This window comes from Emergencia timonensis, assembly GCF_900086585.1.
Taxonomy (GTDB): Bacteria; Bacillota; Clostridia; order Peptostreptococcales; family Anaerovoracaceae; genus Senimuribacter; species Senimuribacter timonensis.
The window spans coordinates 1,307,903-1,326,824 of the sequence record NZ_FLKM01000008.1 but is presented as its reverse complement, the minus strand read 5'-3'; the positions used below and the strand labels follow the sequence as shown (position 1 = coordinate 1,326,824).

The window sequence follows — 18,922 nt, the reverse complement described above, 5'->3', positions numbered from 1 at the left end:
TAAATCTCCCTGTATGTTATATCGCCAGGCTTGGGTAAGCATCCAGATAAAGATCGTCTGCCCCTAGCGTCTGATATTTGTAATAGGCTGCACAGGCGATCATCGCCGCATTATCTGTACACAAAACAGGATCCGGCACGTAGAGTCTGATTCCGTGCTTATCACATTCCGCCTGTAAATCACAGCGCAGCTTGGAATTGGCCGCTACGCCTCCTGCCAGGACTAGTTTGTCCTGTCTTTTGTCTAAGGCCGCTTCAATGGCCTTTTTGACAATCACTTCTATAACCGCCGCCTGAAAGCTGGCCGCTACGTCTGGCACGCTGATTTCCCTGCCTGCCTGTTTCTCTGTATTTAAGTAATTGAGTACTGCTGTCTTTAAACCGCTGAAGCTGAAGTCCAAGCTGCCTTTTTCCAGAAATACTCGTTTAAAGTGAATTGCCTGCGAATTTCCCTCCTTCGCAGCTATATCGATTTTAGGACCGCCGGGATAACCCAGCCCAATCACTCTCGCCACCTTGTCATAGGCCTCGCCCACTGCATCGTCGCGTGTTCCGCCTAGGACATTGCATTGCCCGTAATCCGTCATTTCAACGATGTTGGTATGGCCGCCTGAAACGATCAGGCTCATAAAAGGCGGCTTAAGGTCAGGATACTGTATGAAGTTGGCACTGATATGGCCGTGCATATGATTGACCCCTACGAGAGGGATGTCTTTGGCAAAGGCCATTGCTTTTGCCGTAGCGACGCCCATCAGCAGCGCGCCTACAAGGCCTGGACCGTAGGTAACGCCTAAAAGATCGATGTCATCCAAGGTGACGCCGGCTTCCGTCAGGCTCTGCTCCACTACCCTATTCATATTCTCAAGATGATGGCGGGAGGCGATTTCCGGCACCACTCCGCCGAAGGCGGTATGAATCGCAATCTGAGACGAGATGACGTTACTCAGAACAGTCCTGCCATCAGCAAGCACCGCCACGGAAGTCTCATCACAACTGGATTCAATTGCCATCGTCAAAAACTTTTGATCTTTCATATTTATTTCACTAAGCACCGGTCGTCAGGCCCCCAATGCCTGCAGTTTTCACAGGATTGATAGTCTGACATCGTAAAGGTGTCAAAGTCATATCTCCTTTCAAAACGATTACAATGGGTACAAATCTCCATCAAACCGCCGTATCTTTCTATATCGTCGTAAGGTCGTTTTTCCATTTCCATCGCATAATCCTCCCAATCGGTCTAGTTGTTTAAGGCTATTTTGGTCTAATTTGCCTGGGATTATGCATTTTACAATTTTACTGCCTGTCTGCGGTTTTTAGTACCGCCACATGATGACGGCGTCCTCTCCGTTATCTTCATAATAACCTTTTCGCAGGCCAGCTTCTTTAAAACCGAATTTTTCATAAAGTCTCTTAGCCGCCTCGTTACCTGTGCGTACTTCCAGGGTATGGGCAATAATTCCTTCCGCCTGCGTAGCTTCCAGCATGGCCTCGATCAAAGCTGACCCGATTCGCCGTCTGCGATGTGACGGCGATACAGCCACATTATTAATATGCCCCTCTTCAGAGACGAGCCATATGCCCAAGTAACCCACCACTTCTTCATCAAGTTCAGCCACGAAATACATCGCCATCTGATTTTCTGCCATGTCACGATAGAGCGATTCTCTGGACCAGGGCGAAGCAAAACACACCTGCTCCAAGGCAGCAATGCCATCCAGATCTTCTAACCGTCCTCTTCTGATCACTAATTTTATCATAAGCCTATCTCGCTTTAAATCTGGCCATTTTAGCAGCCCTTTCTCTTGCCAGGCTGCCGTCTTTTAACTTCTGTTCCGCCTCAGTCACTCTCATGTAATCAGGCAGCAGCTGATCTGCAGAAATCAGCTCTCCATTGCGATATTTCTTCACAGCCGCGCGTGCTGTCATACCAGCGTCCTGATATCGCTCATCCTTTGGCGCATTCAAAACGCGGCAGCCTTCCAGCTTCAGCATTTTTTCCTTGAAGTCAGCCAATTCTTGCGCATAAGCGTCTACGCCGTCTCCATAGAATTTTACCGAAGCGGCCTGCAGCATGCCGCAGGGCATTTCTGACCGCACGTCTTCCAAGTGGGCCTCGACTGCCTCAAAGACCTCCGTCAGTAAGTAAGGGCCGCTCCGCAAAATATCATCGCCAGCTTCACCAAAAACACCGCCGTAGACCTGTCCTCTGCGTGCGTTAAAAATTGGCACAATCAGAGACATACCATCACATCTCTGTTTAAACATATCCAACGTAGGAACAGAGATGGCCGGCAGATTCAGAGCCTGCGCCACGGCGCGAGCCGTTGATACGCCAATCCTGATACCCGTGAAAGAACCTGGCCCGATTGATGCAGCCACTGCTGACAGATCACTTTTGGCAAGTTTCCACTCGTCCATCAGCTGCTGCGCCATGGGCATCAAATCTTTCAGATGATTCATTTCCTCACCTGAAATTTTCAGTGAGCAGTTCCCTGCGCCGTCTGTGATTGCAACGCTGCCCAGCGGTCCTGTCGTCTCTATAGCTAAAATGTACATTTGTATATTCGCTCTCCTTCTCTTTCACCGTATTCAATGAAGATACATTTCGTGTCTTCTGGCAGTATTTCCGCTACCTGATCCGCCCATTCTATGACAGACACGCCGCCTGCATAAAAATACTCCTCAGCGCCGATTTCGAACAGATCGTCTGCATTCTCCAAACGATACACGTCAAAGTGATACAAAGGCAGTCTGCCGGAATGATATTCGCAGACAATCGTAAAAGTAGGGCTTGTAATCGTTTCTGCAACGCCAAGCCCCTCTGCAATATATTTCGTCAGTGTTGTTTTTCCTGTACCCAGATCCCCAATCAAAGCGACTACGGCATTTTCCGTCAAGCTTTCTGCCAGTCTATGTCCGAAGACCTTGGTGTCTTCTTCGTTTTTAATAAGTACTTCTCTCATCTGTCTCATGCGCCCCTGTGTAAGAATTTAGAGATTCGCTTGTATACCAGGAAGGTAATCAGCGCGTTGATGCTGGCTTTCAGCAGGTTAAACGGTATGACAATGGGGATCAGCATGGCTAGGACCGCTTTTCTCGGCGTACCTAAGAACCAAGGAGTAACGATATAATTCGCTAAACACATCACTGCGGTAATGGCAATCACGCCCACCACCAATGCGATAATCGCTTCCTTTTTTGACTTCTTATGGCGGTAAAGGCCGCCTGCAATCAGCGCAAAGATGCCTGTGGCAAAGAAGTGCATGATAAAGCCATACACGCCGTCTCCACCCAGGACAAATGCCTGGATCAAGCTGACGATCAAGGTAACCGTCAGTCCTGCTATCGGTCCGAAGGCAAAGGTCGTGATATAGATTGGAATGTCTGCCGGGTCATAGACTAAAAACGGCGCTGGTGGATAGGGGATTCTGATCAATAGAACCAGAACGCAGGAAATAGCCACCATCATGGCCAGTTTTGCTAATTTTACTGTGTTGAATTTGTTGTTCATTCTTCCTCCGTAATTCGAAACTCTGCCTGTGAGAGTTTGTAAATCGCATCTGCATAAATTTTCGTCATCTTCATCAGTTTTTCAATGGACAACCGCTCGTCCTTTTGGTGCATCAGATCCGGATCGCCTGGAAACATGCCGCCGAAGGCGACGATATTCTTCGCTGCTCTCGCATAGGTGCCGCCGCCAATCACCAGCGGTTTACTCTCATAATCGCCAGTGTTCTGCTGATAGACTTCCATCAAGGTTTTGATCATAGGGCTCTCTGGATTCATGAAGATCGGCGCCTGTGCCCTGCCTTTGATAATGCCCAGATCGTATTTGTTGATCAGTGGCGTAATCGCCGCAAAGACTTGTTCGTCCGTATATGTCACCGGATAGCGAACATTGATGGTCAAAGTGATAGATTCCCTGTCATAAGATACCAGTCCCACGTTAAGCGTCAGCTTTCCTGATGGTTCATCGCAGAAACCGCAGCCGATCTGCTCCCCATTTAAATCAAATCCGATATAAGTATTGTAGAACTGAATAAAGTCGTTGACGTCATCATTAGAGAAGTTCAATCTGCCCAAAAAATCCATCATGATGGAAATGGCGTTGAGTCCCGCTTCTGGGGTAGCGCCGTGGGCCGACTTTCCGTCTGACGTGATTTCCAAAGATTTTCCGACACCTTTGACGCCGATTTTATAACCGGTCTCTTCCCTGTAAGCGGCGGCCAATTCTCTAATCTGTCCATAACTCTCAGGCGTATCATGCTTTACGACTGCCCTGGCATGTTCGGCAACCATATTGGCTGCAGCGCCGCCTGTGAGACTGCGCAGATCCAGCCCCATATTTTGGGTTTTGGCAAACTTCTTGGCGATTTCAAAACTGACAATACCTTTCTCCCCATTGAGGGCGGGAAATTCGGCATCAGGTGTAAAGCCGTAATTGGGCATCTGCTCTCGCTGTCCATAGTATGCCATGCCGTTCCAACTAGTCTCTTCGTCTAATCCTAAAATCAGACGGACCTTTTTTGACGGCACATAACCGGCATCCTTCAAGGCCTTCATCGCAAAGAGAACGGCGATAACCGGTCCCTTATCGTCCAGGGTGCCTCTACCATAGATATATCCATCAGAGACGGCACCGCTGTATGGGTCAAAGGACCAGCCGTCACCTTCCGGCACCACATCCAAATGACCTAATATACCCACGATTTCATCTCCGACGCCATAGTCAATATGACCCCCGTAATGGTCCACGTTTTTTATTTCAAAGCCCAGTTCTTTTCCTTTATTTAGCGTGTACGCAAAAGCATCCTGCACGCCTTTTCCGAAGGGATAAACTTCTCCGTCTTTGGTCGCTACAGGATTTGACTGCACACTTTTGATGGATACAAGGTCCTGCAGAGTTTGAATCTGCAGTTCCCTGTTCTCCTCTATCTTTTTCAGATAATCCATTATTCTACGGCTTCAACACCGGCGATTTCAGGATAGCTTTCTACGAGAATTCTCTCTACAATGCCTTTCAGAGTCATTCTGGCGCCTGGGCATCCTGCGCAGTGACCCTGCAGTCTTACTTTTACGATATTATCTGCAGTCAGTTCCACAAATTCGATGTCTCCTCCATCTCTCTGTAATACTGGTCTGATCTGCTCTAAAGCTGCTTTAATTTTGTCTTCCATTTTGTTTCTCCTTTGTATTTAAATATAAAATTACTTATTTAGCTGTATAGACGGAAACGAATTTGCCGTCTTTGATGACGTCTACGTTGATCGGTTTGGTCGGCTCCCCTGTCTCATCAAAAGAAATCTCACCAGAAGCGCCTTTAAAGTGGTTTGTTCCTTTCAAGGCTTCTTTTACCAGGTAACCGTCAATGGACCCTGCTTTTTCTATGGCCTGAAGTCCAATCATGTAAGCGTCAAATCCCAGAACCGTTTCCTCCGGTGGTTCGCTTTCACCAAACTTATCTTGATATGCTTTGAGAAATTGGTTGTACAATATATCTTTATCCGCCGTTTCTTCAGCGCTTGTACTCATAAAGTTTGAAGCTACCGCTATCTTTATACCCTGATATCTATTTTGTAACTCAATTAAATCATTATTATGCCAATCTTTGGGTGCAACAAAAGTAACGTCGCGCAGGCCGATCTTCTGTGCCTCTGCAAAAACTTTGTCCGCAGTCTTTAAGGAAACTGGCATAAACACGGCCTTTACGCCGGATGCTTTTATTTTTTCTAAATACCCTTTGTAGTCCTTTGCTTTCGGGCTGATCTGAACCGATGCAGCAATACAGTTTTCGTCCTCTGTCAATTTTTCCATCTCGGCCGTAAACTGTCTCACTAGTTCGCTGGTAGTATCCTCATTTTCCATTTTAATGATGCCGGCTTTTGCTTGTTCCAATTCTTCAAAGACATAGTCCGCCAAAGCTTTACCCTGGCTCGCATCGGTAAAAGTCACTCGAAAATAGTACTCGTTGTTCTTGATAATCAGCGGATTGGTTGCCGTAATTGCAATGGCCGGTATTTTTACCTTTCCAAGCTTCTGGCTGGCGACGAGAGATACTGCCTCTCCATAGCTGCCAAGGACGATGACAGGTTTTTTATCTATCAAATCTGTCACGGCAGATTCCGCTACATAGATGCTGCTCTGCGTATCCGCGTATACCAACTCTACTTTCTTTCCTAATACCTCTCCTGCAATTTCATGGGCAAGTTCGATTCCCTCTATTTCCATCTGGCCCTTCTCGCTGTCATTTCCTGTCTGCGGCTCCAATATACCGATCTTGACCGTATCTGCCGCAGCTCCCTTTTCGGAGAAAAAGGCTTCTTTAAAATTATCAAAAGTTGTGCAGCCTGTCATGAGGGTCACACCCACTGTCAAGACAAGTGCCAGGGCTATGTTTCTCGTTTTACTCATATTTTCCCCTTCTTTGTTCCAATTGCATACATACAATTAATTATACTATATTTGGCATAAAAGTAAACCTTTTTTGTGTGAAGGAACTTTCACAGAAAGATAACGAAATTATTTTGTTTGGTCTTTCCAAAATGTGGTACAATAACAATATCAAAGTTAAAATGAAATTCAAAGGAGGAATAGTATTATGAAATGGGTATGTTCAGTATGTGGATACGTTCATGAAGGAGATCAGCCGCCTGAGAAATGTCCTCAGTGCAAAGTTCCAGCTGACAAATTTATCAAGCAGGAAGAAGGCAAGGTAGAATGGGCCGACCAGCACGTTGTCGGAGTTGCAAAGGGTGTTGATCAGGAGATTATAGATGGACTGAGAGCTAATTTTGAGGGCGAATGCTCAGAAGTAGGCATGTACCTTGCAATGTCAAGAGTTGCCCACAGAGAAGGCTATCCAGAAATCGGTCTTTATTGGGAAAAGGCTGCTTACGAAGAAGCAGAACACGCAGCTAAATTTGCAGAACTTCTCGGCGAAGTTGTGACAGATTCCACAAAGAAGAACTTAGAGATGAGAGTGGAAGCTGAAGCAGGCGCTTGCGCAGGTAAGAAGGCTCTTGCTACTATGGCTAAACAGCAGAATCTGGACGCAATCCACGATACTGTCCACGAAATGGCAAAAGACGAAGCAAGACATGGCGCTGCTTTCGAAGGACTTCTGAAGAGATACTTCGGCTAAAGGTCAATGCCTTAAAAATGTTTGAAATTCAAGTACATAGAAGATATGGAGAGTCAGAAATGGCTCTCTTTTTCTTTGGGAATTGAAGAGGTTTCATATTGTGGTGGTATCCTTTTGGTGTCCCGAGTATTCTCTTTGGGGTTGGAATTTTGAGCCTGAAAAATCCACACAGCCTGCGCTATGTGGATTCCTCAAACTTTATATTACTGTGCGGCAGTCTTTCATTGGCCAGGCGGAATCGCAAATTCAGTATAGCCGCGGAGCGCGGGCGGGAGCAGATGGCTATGCGGCCTGCTCCCCTTTGTCCGTCCCCGTCTCACCGCCACTTCCATACCTCTTCGCCACGGCGATACCCATCGCCAGCATCATCAGTCCGCCCATTGCGCCTACCAGCCAAATATACCTGTATCCGTCATTTCCCATGGAATCCAGCCAACTGCCGCAGACGGTATAGAGCCAAAGATCTGAAGAATACCCGATGGCAGAAGCGATACCATAGACACTTCCTACGTATAATACAGGAACTGACGCTGTCGTAACCAAGGTGTAGAGGAAATTAGACATCATCGCATTGCAAATCAGTACCAGCACTGCTACCGCCATAATCCAGACGGCGTACTGCTTTCCCTGAGGGATGAACATCATGACCAGGGAGAAAAAAATGCAGCCCAGGGAAAAGCGGTTGATCAGCTTGCTGGCGGATTGCCCCATGCGGTCCCTGAGCATCCCGCCGATCGGTGAGAAGATCATCAGCGCGCCTGTTCTGATTGCAGCCGTAAAAGCCTGTGCAAAAGGAATGCTTTGGTCATAGGCATCCGTCAGATATGGATTGAGATACGGAATCACCGATCTGATCAAAAAATAGCCCAGGGTGAAGATTGCCAGGTACCAGGTGATCGGCAGTTTTGCCGCATGTCCCAAGAGGCGGAGGTCCTCCCTGATCCCTTTGCCCTCTTTCTCATACTCCATGTTCGGAATCAGGAAGAAGATCGCTGCGGCGACCAAAATGCTCAGTACGCCGTAAATGACATAAGCGATTTTGAAACCGTTGGGATTATCAGCCAGCGCATAGGTGATAATGGCCAATACCACGTACTGCAGCACCAGGGACATGATGGAGTATGCGATATCGGTCATAGCAAAGAGCCTGCCCTGCTCATCATCGCCGCCCAGCATTTTGATGATTTTCAAATAAGCGCTCCAGTTGAGGGTAATGGCTGTAATGCCAAAGCAGAAGAACAGCAGTGCCAGCATCACAAAGGAACTGCACATGGCTACGGCAAAGGATACCAGCGCCGTCGTCACGCAGGATGCGATGACAAGCTTTTTCGGATTGATGATATCAGCAATCCAGCCGCCGATAAAATAGCTGGGGACGGCGGAAGCTGCATAAGCAGTGAGGAGCCAGCCCATCTGACTATCTGTCACGCCATACGTATTGAGAAATTGATTATAAAAATCGTAAGCCAGGTAGGGAATCAGCAGTACGATACTGGAGAACGTCACCATACAGGCGAGAAACAGTTTTCTTCTTATCGAGGTATTCTTATCCATTATGAACTTCCTTTCTTAAACGAGTATCTCGCCGTCCTTGATCACGTGGACCGGCGGCTTTGTCATCACATAAATATCTTCATCAGGGTTTCCGTCCACCAAGACCAGATCAGCCAGCTTGCCCACTTTGATCGTTCCCAGGGAGTGACCAAATCCCATGATCTCCGCGCTGTTTTTTGTGGCCTGCAGCAGGATATCCAGATCATCAAAAGTGTAGTACTCTTTTCTGGCGATAAACTCATAGCCTGGATGTTTCCGCAGGGCGACTAAGTCGATGTCGGAGCCAAACCCAAGCTTCAGTCCTGCGTGATAAGCCTTGTTGATGTTGGCAATTTCAATTTCTGCAGCTTCTCTGCTCAGTTCCAGCAACTCCGCGGATACGTCCGGATTCGATTCATCCAGACAGTACAGTCCAACCGCTCCCGTCGGCGTAAGAAACGTATTCTCGTTGTTTTTTAGCATTTCGATACCCTCATCGTCGATAAAGGTTCCGTGTTCTACCGTGCGTACTCCCGCAGTAATCGCTGCTTTGATGGAGTCCGTTCCGTGGCAGTGGGCACAGACGTAAGTTCCCTTCCGCGCGGCTGCCGACACGGCTGCTTCGATTTCCTCAGGTTCCAGCACCTGGATTCCCGGGTCGGCCCCTTCGTTCATAAAAGCGCCGCTGACCATCAGCTTGATAAAATCATTTCCCTTCTGCAGTTCTTTTCGACAGGCCTTCCTCATCTCCTCCGGTCCGTCGGCTTCCAGATAAAGATCACTGAAAGTATCGTTTCCCGTTTCCGTCGGCGTGATGATCAGTCCACAGGATACAATTCTCGGACCCTTGACGATGCCAGCTTTGATAGCATCCCTCACGGAAGCCGCACAGTTATACGAACTTCCGCAGTCTCTGATGGTGGTAAACCCCTGTTTCAGGTATTCACCGGCAAAGTCCAGCGCACCGAATACGATTTTCCCTTCAGTAGCGCACTGCAGTTCATAAGGGTTGTAGATGAAACCATATAGATGGGCGTGCATCTCGAAGAGTCCCGGTATCAGCGTCCTGCCGTCTCCGTCGATTTCAATCAAGGTTTTCTCTTCAGCCTGATGACTGCCCGGCGCTGCTATTGCCGCTATTCGATTATCTTCTATGTATACGTCTCCAACGGCGCCATCAAAACCTTCCGTTAATTCTTTTACCAATCTGCAATTGCGTATCACAATCATGATGTTCCCTCCATTCATTTTCCGAATTTTCGTTTTTCTCATCATACTCCGTCTTCCTCTGACGATAAAGTGCCAAATGGTACCTTTGTTCCTAGTCCAAATTTTACTTTACGAAAGTGCAGTGGAAGATTATAATGAGTTCAAAGAAAGTCAAGAATGAAGAGGATAGTGGAAAATGAACATTCACATCGACAGGCAGATGAGTGCGCCCGTATATATGCAGATTAAAAACATCATAAAGAAACAGATTCTCTCTGGTGAGCTGGTCAGCGGATTTAAGCTGCCTCCAGAGCGAGAACTGGCTAAAGAAACAGGTGTCCACAGAAATACCATCATCAGAGCTTATGAAGAACTGATTAAAGAAGAGCTCATCACGTCTTCCGTGTCCCCCAGAGGTTATTTTGTCACCTACAGCCAGCAAAAAGAATATAAGAAAGTGACGGGCTTTTCCAGCCGCAAGTACCCCGGCGCTCTGAGCTATATGCTCAAAGACGAGTATCTGCAGATGGATTCTTTGTTCAGCGAGCTGTTTTATAATGACGGACTGGCAAAATCCGAGCAAAAGGTCATCTCTCTGGCAGCAGATATCATTACAAAGGATCTCTATCCGAGAGAGCATCTCAATGAAATCGTAAGAGAACTCAGCAGGGCCGGCGGCTTCGATTGGTATGGATTTTCACCGGCTCAAGGACTGCCGGAACTGATTGCCAGCATTCAAGGGCTTTTGAAGCGGCGAAATATCCACGCGACGTCCAAAGAAATCCAAGTGGTTTCGGAAACCTATGAAGCCATCCAGTTCGCCGCCAAGATTTTTCTATCGTCCCGCGATACCATTATTGCGGAAGAACCCATTTCCCCCGATATGCTGCAGGCTTTTCAGTTCATGGACGTCAACGTCATCACCATTCCGATGGACGAAGACGGCATGGAAACGCGCTATCTGGAAGGGCTAATCGTCAAATATCGTCCTAAACTGATCTACACCATCCCTACCTTTCACTTTCCTACCTCCAGTGTCCTCAGTCTGTCGCGGCGTTATGAACTGCTGGAGCTGTCCTACAAGTACGACATTCCTATCATCGAAGAGGACTGCGATTCCGTCATCCGCTACGAAGGAACCCCCGTACCTTCTCTGAAGGCGCTGGATACTATGGGAAACGTCATCTATATCAATTCTTTTATCGCCACCATCTGTCCAGGTATACGGACAGCTTACATGGTGGCGCCAGAAAAGATTACTCAAAAGCTTTCCATGATCATGGAAAACACACAGATATTTTTGAGCCCCCTCAATCAATACATCGCCAGCCAGTTTATCAGCAGAGGCTATATCTATGATTCTATCGAGAAGATCTGTCAATTCGGCAGACAGAACCGCGACCTTCTCTGTCGGACATTAACAGATACAGAGGATATCGACTACAGATTCACTGTGCCAAAGGGCGGTACTTCTCTTTGGTGCTGTATCAATGAGAACATCAATCCGAAGAGACTGCTCTGCAAAGCCCACGAGCTGGGCGTGTCCTACATGCCCGGCAATTTGTTCTTTCCTTTCAGGAGTAAGGGAGATAACCTGGTAAGGCTCTGCTATGGCAATGTGAGTCCGGATGAACTGACAGAAGGCATCGAGCGGCTGTCCGAAGCGGTCAGAGCCAGTCGAGGTTAAGCGGCAGCCGCAGTTGGGAGAACGGATATCCAGTTCTTTATCTGCAAAATGACTCGATGACTTTGTCGATATCCAGTGTATTGATATGGCCGTCCTTATCATCATAGGTGAAGAGGATGTCTTCATATGGCCGATAACCAAATTCCAGATACGTTCGGATTTTCCACATGCAGGTATCCCGGTAGTCTTTGTCGCCAATCAGGCCAAAGTGTTCCAACAGTTTGCATTTCCGTTGGCTCTTCACTGCAATCTTAAAGTCCGGCGCAAAGGTGTATTCTCCCAGCACAAGTTCTTCTTCGTAGTGGTACTCGATCTTTTTTACAAATAGCATGTTGGCGATGATCGCCTCAGATTTTGATCTGACAAAATCTCCCTTGAGGGTTTTATTGTTGAGCTGCTCTGGATAGCCCATGTACCGTTTGTAGGGTTCATAACTCCACCCCCTCTGGTTGTTGATGCCTACCATGGTGAAACAGGACTTTGGCAGCGACTGATAGGCACGTGGTGCAGCCTCCATGATGTCCTCCGGATCCACGCTGGCGTAGCCTGCTATGAGCTTGTCCATGTACTTGCAGTTCTTATCAATCCGTTTAACGGTTTCTTCAATAAAATACTTCTTCTGTAATTTCAGCACTATCTCATTTTCCCCAGTGCCAAGATATTCCTTTTTCCCGTCAACCACTCGATAATAGTAAAGTCTTCCGTTTATCTTCGTCGTTGTCAGTCTCCCCTTCGGCAGCCCCCTTTTCTGCTGCATCAAAAGTCTCCGCATCCGCTGTTGATGCGCCAAATCGCGAGCGACATAACTGCCACTGTCGAACATTCTCTCCGCCTCCTTTTTACATTATTTTACATCACCGCCCAGGATGCGTCAACCATTTTCTTCCATTTATTTTTGTCTGCGCTTATCACCACGATACTTTTATGCTATATGAAACTTTTTCTATCGTTTGACCTAAATGACCTCACATCAAAGGCATCAATATCCCAAAATACCACTAATACTCCATTGTACGGTCTGCATTCCCACCGACTTTGGCAATTTTATTCAGTATAGATCATCAAAATCCGCCCCGATACCTCATCAAAGCCCTCTTACTGCTTCTTTTTCACCTATCGTCACGAGACATTTAGGTCATAGGATAAAATATTTTCGTAGCAGCACAAAAGTATCGTGGAAGCTCCCTGTCGGGCAGAGCCGATAACGGGCAAAAAGAAAAGGCATGGCTAACACGCCACACCTTTTCGCAAAGTTCCATTAAATCTGCTATCTATAAATTCTGTTTGCTTTATTTGACCACTTGGTGTAAAAGGTCTTCCCCGCGATGGTTCTCACGCCCCTCACCTTGTAGAAATACCGCTTTCCTTTCTTTAGATTTTTTCGGTTCGTTACAGAAGTTGTCGTACCTTTCTTGGTCAGATAAATCTTGCTATATTTCCCGTTCTTTTTCACAGCGCGGTAGATCTGATATTGATCTACTTTGAATCCTTTTGATTTTTTCCATTTCAGCTTAATTCCCTTTGATACGAGAGAAGATGAAAGTTTAATCGTCGTATTCCGCACGCCATTTGTCAGTGATGTCTGCTTTTCAATGAGCCGGTCAGCTTCTTTTTCCGCCATAATGGCATAGGCCGAAAAGTGTCCCGTCACAAATGCATAGGTACCATCTGCGTTTTTCGAACCTTCCACTCTGTTGAGCCAGCCATAATCATCCATATATAGGCAGGCCAAACGTTCCTTTGTTTTCAATTGATCGTTCAATTGAACCTTTACCAATACATCGCCTCCATCAAAATCCAAAACGGGACCATTTGGCGTCACGACTTTCAAATCAAATCTCATCTCGTTGCTTTCGTCCTTGACCTTTTGGGCAACCACGATTACTGTATCATTTGCAGCTATCTCCCCACTTGTCTGCGCTGCTACCGCGTTAACTGCTTTTGCATCCAGAGTAATCTCAGCTATATCTGATTTTATCACGACATCTGCTGTTGTCTTTTCGGCCAGGGTCAAAATCGTGCTCGCCGGAAGAACAACTTCTGTCTTGTCACCCGCACCAGTATTTACCGCCTTGCTTGTGGTCGCATCTATGACAATATGGGCAGAACTGTGTTGAATTGCCCTTTGTACAATCTTCTCTGCCGTTTCCGGCGCAATCTTAATTGTTGTCGTCGTTACTTCTTTATTGTCTTCCGTGACTTCCGTTTTTTCTTCCTTTGTAGAAGCCGGATCCTTACTGATATCTGCATTGGTTGTGGCCGATTCAGATGAAGCGGATCCGGTGTTGGTTATCGGATCAACTGGAGCAGGCGGAACATATGGAATATGATAAGTGCCAATATACAGCTTGTCGTTGACTGCGTCTTTTTCAAATACCCAATTTGCCGACTGATATCCTTCTGGGGCAACGATGTATTGTTCGTTCATTTTGTATGCGTACCTGTCATCGCCAACAAAACCTGTCGGGTCTGTTGAGTATGTTCCACCGTGGATAAATTTAGAGACATCTTCTGCATCTACCTCACCATCAAAGGTTCCACCCCTAACGTCTATGGTCACTTTGGAGATATCTTCTTTGTCATTTTCCTCCGGATTCATCTCCGCCAGAGATTTTTCTCCTTTGATCGTTCCGCCGTCAATTTTGACAGAAATAGGTTTCTTGGTTGTATGCTGGGCGACCGCAATGCCTACTCCGCTGCTCGTATTTCCTGAATCATTGCTGTCGGACGTGTACTCGCCCGTAGCAGTAATTACAGGACTGCCTGAAACATTCAGTTCCCCTGCCCGCATTTCAATGCCTGTAGCGCCTGTGATGTTTCCGCCGGAGATGTCCAGCTTGCCATCCTGTGGGTGAAAAATGCCACAAGAGCCCCCAATAATCGTTCCGCCATTTATCGTGATCTCTGTATTGTGTTGCTCACCATTGCCTGCTATGCCATACCTGCCGCCTTCAATCGTACCGTCTTCCACATGCAAAGTAGTCGTACTTACATCCTCCCCATAGCCGTTTACAGCAATGCCTGCCACATTCCCCGAAATTTTCGTCTTGTCGCCCTTGACGGTAATCACTGGCTGTACAATATTCTCTTTGGGATTTGCAAAAACTCCATAACCGTTGGTACCGGCTGCTTCCACTGTCACATTTTCCAGGGTCAGATTGACTCGCTGTTCAGCCAGAATTCCCACGGAAGGATTATTGGAAGTGTTTGTATTGAGTATCGTTCCGTTTTTAATTGTTATATTTTTTGTTACATCATTTTTATTAGTATAAATTGTCCTGGTACCTGTCGTCGAAACCGTTTTACCATTCAAGTCCAATATGATAGCATCCTCTATAACATAATAGTTTATACTGCCTATATTAATTTGATCCTTTAAGAGGATCACGGTATCGTCATCTTTCGCAGCAGCCAACGCCTTTTTCAGCGTATTATAGGTCTTATCTCCAATCTGAGCAACCTTATCCGATTCCACCTGATAATAGCCCTCAATTTTATTTTCGTTAACGATATATCCTGTTCCCAGCATATCATTTCCCGGTTGCACCTTAAATAAGCCACCAGTGCACACCACTGTTCCCGAGTTTTTTGTAATCGTACCGTCAATCGTCCCGCCTTCGACACAAAGTGTGCCTTTATTGCCTGCAACAATGTCTCCCGTGAAAGTTCCACTCAGTATTGTGAGCTTCGAATTTTTCCAAGTATTGATGTCTCCAGTAAGCTCAATAGAAGCATTTACTGTCCCTGTCTTTCCCTCGCTGCTGTCTTGAATGGTCAAATAACTAGTGACATTCTGAATCGTCCCCCCTATGGTGGATCCGTTCAAATCCAGAATAAAACTACGGTAGTCATTATAATCAATAGTAATTTCTTCCTCAACGTCTGCAAGCAAGGTAATCTCTGTCTCTGAACTCGTACTTACAGAGTTGAAAGCCTTTTGCAGTGTAGGGAATTTATCCCCTCCAATTTGGGCTACGGGCTCTGCCGGAACCTCCTCCGCAAAAGCAACGCCTGGAATCATGGAGATTACCAGACCTGCAGTGAGCAGCATTGCTAAAAACTTTTTCATATTATCGTTCTCTCCTTATACTTTATTTCGGTTCATAAAGATCGTGGAAATGACGGAATCAAGCGGTCAAGTCTGCCAAATCAAGATTTGGGGACTTTTCGCATGAGACCTGCCAACGATTTACTTAAAGTAAATCGGGCTAGGGCTTCAAGATTCCCATTTCCACATGCCGCCCGCAAGGGGCGACGCTTCGCAAGGTACGCTCTTTGCCCTTTCGCCCCAGCTTTAGCTGGCTCGAGCGAAACGGACAGCGAAAGGCACGTTAGCGACTGGAGGAGTGAGTAAAGCAAACGATGAAACATACGGAAATACGTCCTTTGGACGATATTTCCTATGTTATTAAAAAAGAGACAGGCCAACGCCTGTCTCAAATCATAAATATACAATCTGATATTACATTGGCAACTGGCAGCCATCCTTCTGGAACAGGCCCTATAGCTTTGCGTCCCTGCCTTTCGACAAGTTTGCTCTTTTCAATTTTTCTATCTTCTAGTATACACTTTTTTTCTTTTTTCTTCAATGCCGAATCTTTCTTGAGTTTCCGCAGATTTATATTAAAACGAAAGAGTTTATTCTATTCCAATAAGGTTTCCAAACATTTTCCCCCAAGAAATAATCTTTCAGTTCTTCAATCAAAAGTCTAATCCAATAATTCTATTGCCTTACTACAGAAATTAACAGAACGCTGTACATCCCCTCGTCGTCTCCACTGAATCGCCCTGTTTACTTCACTCCCAATATTGGCAAACCGTGTGCCTGCATTGCAAACCAAGTTAGTGTTCTATTCATTTCGCTACAACTCCCTCTATTTGTTTTGATCCATCTTGCTGAATATAAAGTATTTTCATGTGTTTTCAATATGCCATTCTTGATTGCGGTTATGTCGTATACTCCAGTTTTTTTCGACAGGTATTTACATTTACACCTTCAAATTGGAAAGTAAAATAGTTGCCAGCTCCAGGTTTAAAAAATGATTCTGGTCATGATTGTCCCTTGCACAGCACTTTGCAAGTATCTTTATATCCTGCCAGTCCATTATGCCTTAACTGCTGTCGATTTTTTTCATTCTTTATTGATGTTAGCAGGATTCGTCTTGTCTCGTTAGCAATATGGCATTATTCAGGTAACAAGTGCTTAAAATAAGTAATCGCGCCTATCCTACGTTTCTAATTCCAACCTAAAAAGCCGGCTCTTATTCAGAGCCGGCAAGGGTCTTAACAATGTCAATTGTTTTGTTTCATATACAATTTATCAATCACCTTCTGAAATTCCACCGAAGCAGAATTCCTAAGTTTTCTCCAGGCAATAATGTGAAAAAGCTCTGCTCCTTCATCGTTGATGTCAAAGGTTCTGACATTCAGAAAAGGATTTCCTTCTTCAAGGGGCGCCGGAAGAATGGCAATGCCGATTCCTGCATTGACTGCCAGCGGCACCAATTCAGCCCGATTGTAATAGTTGATGATATTTGGCGTAAAGCCTCTCTTCGTGCAAATTTCGAGCACTTGCTCGGTGAGCACCGTATCGGTGGGACTGATGGAGACAAATGGCAGATCTTTGAGAGCCTCCCAATCCGTCACATCGTTTTTTTCAACAACTTCGTTGTGGACGAACAACTTCAACCTGGTTTTCTTGGTAATCACTTGATTATAGCCTACCAAATTTGAAAACATTCGGTTCGCGCCAAAGTAGAAATCATACTCGTCTGCACTGATGCAACGCATGAACTCGTCACCTTCCATCTGATCGATGATTACCTGTATTTTAGGGTGGTTCTTTGATAGTTCAGCCAGGCAGCAGCATAACTCCTCATTCAGTGTAGGGATTGCCGCTACCTTAATGACACCCTTCATCCCGTCGGTCATGTTTTTGATAATGGTCTTTGCCCGGGCTTCCGTCTTTAAGATGTCCAGCGCATGCTCCAAGAACACTTCGCCCTCTTCTGTTAGGATTACCTTGTGGCCTTTTCGATAAAGCAGGGCCGTTCCCAGTTCCATCTCTAGTGACTTTATGTGATGGCTCACTGCAGGCTGTGTAATAAAGCTGTTCCTCGCCGTCTCAGAAAAGTTCAAGGTTTTCGAAAGTGATACGAATATCTGTAGTTGACGCAAATCCATAATTGACACCTTCCCATGTAGTTAGTAAGCGCTCTCCAAGATAAAGAGAATATCCTCTTTAGAGACATTTTGACGAGGATTAAACTGCAGTGGCGCCTCCTTTAGTGCGTCAGCGGCTATAACATCAAAATCTTCCCTATGAATACCCAGTTGAGATAATGTTTGGATTCCAACCGCATCGCACAATTCTTTTAGCGCCTGCACCACCGCTGCGCTGTCTGCAGTTGCGTCTCCGCTATTTTTAAGGCCTATCGCTTCTGCTATCTGAGCCATCTTCTTTCTGCAAGCCGGCATATTAAATTCCATTACATACGGCAGCACTGCCGCGTTAGCCATTCCATGGGCAATAGCAAAGTGTGCGCTCAGTGTATGCGCGATTGCGTGAACCATTCCCAGATTTGCATTAGAAAATCCAAATCCTGTGATAATACATCCCAGCATCATCTGTTCTCTCGCATCAAGATTTGATCCATCCTCATATGCCCTCCGGATATTCTCAAAGAGAATCTTTAAACCCTTGAGGGAATGATATTCTGTCAGTGGCGTTGCCATATTAGAAATGTAGCTCTCCATCGCATGGGTTATGGCATCCATCCCCGTCGCCGCTGTGACTGATTTTGGCATAGTCAGAGTCAACTCCGGATCAGCAATGATATCTGATGCAATAATCTTGTTGTCTATTATAACATACTTTACAACCCTTTGTGTATCAATCAAGGCACATACATTGGTAATTTCACTGGAAGTTCCTGCCGTGGTCGGTATGGCGATCAATGGCAGGCAGGGTTCTTTGACAGTGTTTATCCCTCCATAATCTCCGATTGCGCCAGGGTTTGTCATTAAAATGTTGACAGCCTTAGCAAGATCGATGCTGCTTCCACCGCCGATAGCGATCAATCCCTTCACTCTGTTTTCCTTTGCAATCCGTGCTGCCTTTTCAACCACTTCGTTAGTAGGATTTGGAATTACTTCGTCAAAACAACAATAGGATGTTTCACTTTTCTCTACTTCCGCAAGAATTTTTTTCGTAATGCCGGCAGCTTTTACTCCGCCATCATAGACGATCATTACTTTTTCAAAGGCATAGCCGGACAAAATCTCTGACAGGGCGCTCATTGACCCCGAGCCAAAATGGATATTACTCTTAACTGTAAAATTATACCTCATTTT

17 protein-coding genes and 1 riboswitch are annotated in these 18,922 nt (G+C 46.0%); of the genes, 2 read left to right on the top strand and 15 right to left on the bottom strand.

Going from position 1 to position 18,922, the window contains the following annotated elements:
• Positions 1 to 16 precede the first annotated feature (16 nt).
• The 9 genes from tsaD to BN6539_RS07435 form a co-directional block, all read right to left on the bottom strand.
• Positions 17 to 1,033 carry a tRNA (adenosine(37)-N6)-threonylcarbamoyltransferase complex transferase subunit TsaD gene (tsaD, locus tag BN6539_RS07475; protein WP_067536019.1) on the bottom strand — a complete coding sequence of 339 codons (1,017 nt, stop codon included), beginning with the start codon at positions 1,031 to 1,033 and terminating at the stop codon, positions 17 to 19.
• Between the two features lie 2 nt (positions 1,034 to 1,035).
• Complete coding sequence (locus BN6539_RS07470; RefSeq protein ID WP_067536016.1) at positions 1,036 to 1,215, bottom strand: hypothetical protein; 180 nt, start codon at positions 1,213 to 1,215, stop codon at positions 1,036 to 1,038.
• Between the two features lie 97 nt (positions 1,216 to 1,312).
• A complete protein-coding gene (gene rimI, locus BN6539_RS07465; protein WP_067536014.1) occupies positions 1,313 to 1,756 on the bottom strand; it encodes a ribosomal protein S18-alanine N-acetyltransferase in 444 nt (147 codons plus the stop codon).
• A gap of 4 nt (positions 1,757 to 1,760) precedes the next feature.
• Positions 1,761 to 2,555, bottom strand: coding sequence for a tRNA (adenosine(37)-N6)-threonylcarbamoyltransferase complex dimerization subunit type 1 TsaB (gene tsaB, locus BN6539_RS07460; protein ID WP_067536011.1), 795 nt, complete (start codon positions 2,553 to 2,555; stop codon positions 1,761 to 1,763).
• On the bottom strand, positions 2,543 to 2,962 hold the full coding sequence (gene tsaE, locus BN6539_RS07455; protein ID WP_242869381.1) for a tRNA (adenosine(37)-N6)-threonylcarbamoyltransferase complex ATPase subunit type 1 TsaE: 420 nt from the start codon (positions 2,960 to 2,962) through the stop codon (positions 2,543 to 2,545). The genes tsaB and tsaE overlap by 13 nt, the downstream gene beginning before the upstream one ends.
• Before the next feature lie 5 nt (positions 2,963 to 2,967).
• Positions 2,968 to 3,510 (bottom strand): ECF transporter S component, encoded by a 543-nt coding sequence (locus BN6539_RS07450; RefSeq protein ID WP_067536006.1) that lies wholly within the window; start codon positions 3,508 to 3,510, stop codon positions 2,968 to 2,970.
• The gene (pepV, locus tag BN6539_RS07445; RefSeq protein WP_067536004.1) at positions 3,507 to 4,952 is read right to left on the bottom strand and encodes a dipeptidase PepV; all 1,446 of its coding nucleotides are present in this window, start codon (positions 4,950 to 4,952) and stop codon (positions 3,507 to 3,509) included. The genes BN6539_RS07450 and pepV overlap by 4 nt, the downstream gene beginning before the upstream one ends.
• On the bottom strand, positions 4,952 to 5,176 hold the full coding sequence (locus BN6539_RS07440) for a NifU family protein (protein ID WP_067536002.1): 225 nt from the start codon (positions 5,174 to 5,176) through the stop codon (positions 4,952 to 4,954). The genes pepV and BN6539_RS07440 overlap by 1 nt, the downstream gene beginning before the upstream one ends.
• Positions 5,177 to 5,210: 34 nt before the next feature.
• The gene (locus BN6539_RS07435) at positions 5,211 to 6,410 is read right to left on the bottom strand and encodes an ABC transporter substrate-binding protein (RefSeq protein WP_067535997.1); all 1,200 of its coding nucleotides are present in this window, start codon (positions 6,408 to 6,410) and stop codon (positions 5,211 to 5,213) included.
• A gap of 184 nt (positions 6,411 to 6,594) precedes the next feature.
• On the opposite strand from BN6539_RS07435, the gene BN6539_RS07430 reads away from it, so the two are divergent.
• A complete protein-coding gene (locus BN6539_RS07430; protein ID WP_067535994.1) occupies positions 6,595 to 7,140 on the top strand; it encodes an NADH peroxidase in 546 nt (181 codons plus the stop codon).
• A 282-nt stretch (positions 7,141 to 7,422) separates the two neighbouring features.
• On the opposite strand, the gene BN6539_RS07425 is transcribed toward BN6539_RS07430, so the two are convergent.
• Both BN6539_RS07425 and BN6539_RS07420 read right to left on the bottom strand, forming a co-directional pair.
• Positions 7,423 to 8,694, bottom strand: a complete 1,272-nt coding sequence (locus BN6539_RS07425; RefSeq protein ID WP_067535991.1) for an MFS transporter — start codon at positions 8,692 to 8,694, stop codon at positions 7,423 to 7,425.
• A 15-nt stretch (positions 8,695 to 8,709) separates the two neighbouring features.
• Entirely contained in the window at positions 8,710 to 9,948 is a 1,239-nt protein-coding gene (locus BN6539_RS07420) for a metal-dependent hydrolase family protein (protein ID WP_067535988.1), read from the bottom strand.
• 130 nt (positions 9,949 to 10,078) lie between these two features.
• Here BN6539_RS07420 and BN6539_RS07415 point away from each other — a divergent pair, with 130 nt between their 5' ends.
• Complete coding sequence (locus BN6539_RS07415) at positions 10,079 to 11,569, top strand: aminotransferase-like domain-containing protein (protein ID WP_067535985.1); 1,491 nt, start codon at positions 10,079 to 10,081, stop codon at positions 11,567 to 11,569.
• Positions 11,570 to 11,606: 37 nt separating this feature from the next.
• On the opposite strand, the gene BN6539_RS07410 is transcribed toward BN6539_RS07415, so the two are convergent.
• The 4 genes from BN6539_RS07410 to BN6539_RS07395 all read right to left on the bottom strand — a co-directional run bounded on the left by BN6539_RS07410 (position 11,607) and on the right by BN6539_RS07395 (position 18,919).
• On the bottom strand, positions 11,607 to 12,392 hold the full coding sequence (locus BN6539_RS07410) for a hypothetical protein (RefSeq protein ID WP_067535982.1): 786 nt from the start codon (positions 12,390 to 12,392) through the stop codon (positions 11,607 to 11,609).
• 444 nt (positions 12,393 to 12,836) lie between these two features.
• Complete coding sequence (locus BN6539_RS07405; RefSeq protein ID WP_067535978.1) at positions 12,837 to 15,638, bottom strand: hypothetical protein; 2,802 nt, start codon at positions 15,636 to 15,638, stop codon at positions 12,837 to 12,839.
• A 397-nt stretch (positions 15,639 to 16,035) separates the two neighbouring features.
• Positions 16,036 to 16,117: riboswitch (cyclic di-GMP riboswitch) on the bottom strand.
• Positions 16,118 to 16,861: 744 nt separating this feature from the next.
• A complete protein-coding gene (locus tag BN6539_RS07400; protein ID WP_067535974.1) occupies positions 16,862 to 17,752 on the bottom strand; it encodes a LysR family transcriptional regulator in 891 nt (296 codons plus the stop codon).
• Positions 17,753 to 17,773: 21 nt separating this feature from the next.
• Entirely contained in the window at positions 17,774 to 18,919 is a 1,146-nt protein-coding gene (locus BN6539_RS07395) for an iron-containing alcohol dehydrogenase family protein (protein WP_067535972.1), read from the bottom strand.
• Positions 18,920 to 18,922 lie beyond the last annotated feature (3 nt).

Coding starts and splice junctions, on each gene's coding strand:
- tsaD (WP_067536019.1), bottom strand. CDS start 1,033: ATGAAAGATCAAAAGTTTTTGACGATGGCAATTGAATCCAGTTGTGAT.
- BN6539_RS07470 (WP_067536016.1), bottom strand. CDS start 1,215: ATGGAAATGGAAAAACGACCTTACGACGATATAGAAAGATACGGCGGT.
- rimI (WP_067536014.1), bottom strand. CDS start 1,756: ATGATAAAATTAGTGATCAGAAGAGGACGGTTAGAAGATCTGGATGGC.
- tsaB (WP_067536011.1), bottom strand. CDS start 2,555: ATGTACATTTTAGCTATAGAGACGACAGGACCGCTGGGCAGCGTTGCA.
- tsaE (WP_242869381.1), bottom strand. CDS start 2,962: ATGAGAGAAGTACTTATTAAAAACGAAGAAGACACCAAGGTCTTCGGA.
- BN6539_RS07450 (WP_067536006.1), bottom strand. CDS start 3,510: ATGAACAACAAATTCAACACAGTAAAATTAGCAAAACTGGCCATGATG.
- pepV (WP_067536004.1), bottom strand. CDS start 4,952: ATGGATTATCTGAAAAAGATAGAGGAGAACAGGGAACTGCAGATTCAA.
- BN6539_RS07440 (WP_067536002.1), bottom strand. CDS start 5,176: ATGGAAGACAAAATTAAAGCAGCTTTAGAGCAGATCAGACCAGTATTA.
- BN6539_RS07435 (WP_067535997.1), bottom strand. CDS start 6,410: ATGAGTAAAACGAGAAACATAGCCCTGGCACTTGTCTTGACAGTGGGT.
- BN6539_RS07425 (WP_067535991.1), bottom strand. CDS start 8,694: ATGGATAAGAATACCTCGATAAGAAGAAAACTGTTTCTCGCCTGTATG.
- BN6539_RS07420 (WP_067535988.1), bottom strand. CDS start 9,948: ATGATGAGAAAAACGAAAATTCGGAAAATGAATGGAGGGAACATCATG.
- BN6539_RS07415 (WP_067535985.1), top strand. CDS start 10,079: ATGAACATTCACATCGACAGGCAGATGAGTGCGCCCGTATATATGCAG.
- BN6539_RS07410 (WP_067535982.1), bottom strand. CDS start 12,392: ATGTTCGACAGTGGCAGTTATGTCGCTCGCGATTTGGCGCATCAACAG.
- BN6539_RS07405 (WP_067535978.1), bottom strand. CDS start 15,638: ATGAAAAAGTTTTTAGCAATGCTGCTCACTGCAGGTCTGGTAATCTCC.
- BN6539_RS07400 (WP_067535974.1), bottom strand. CDS start 17,752: ATGGATTTGCGTCAACTACAGATATTCGTATCACTTTCGAAAACCTTG.
- BN6539_RS07395 (WP_067535972.1), bottom strand. CDS start 18,919: ATGAGGTATAATTTTACAGTTAAGAGTAATATCCATTTTGGCTCGGGG.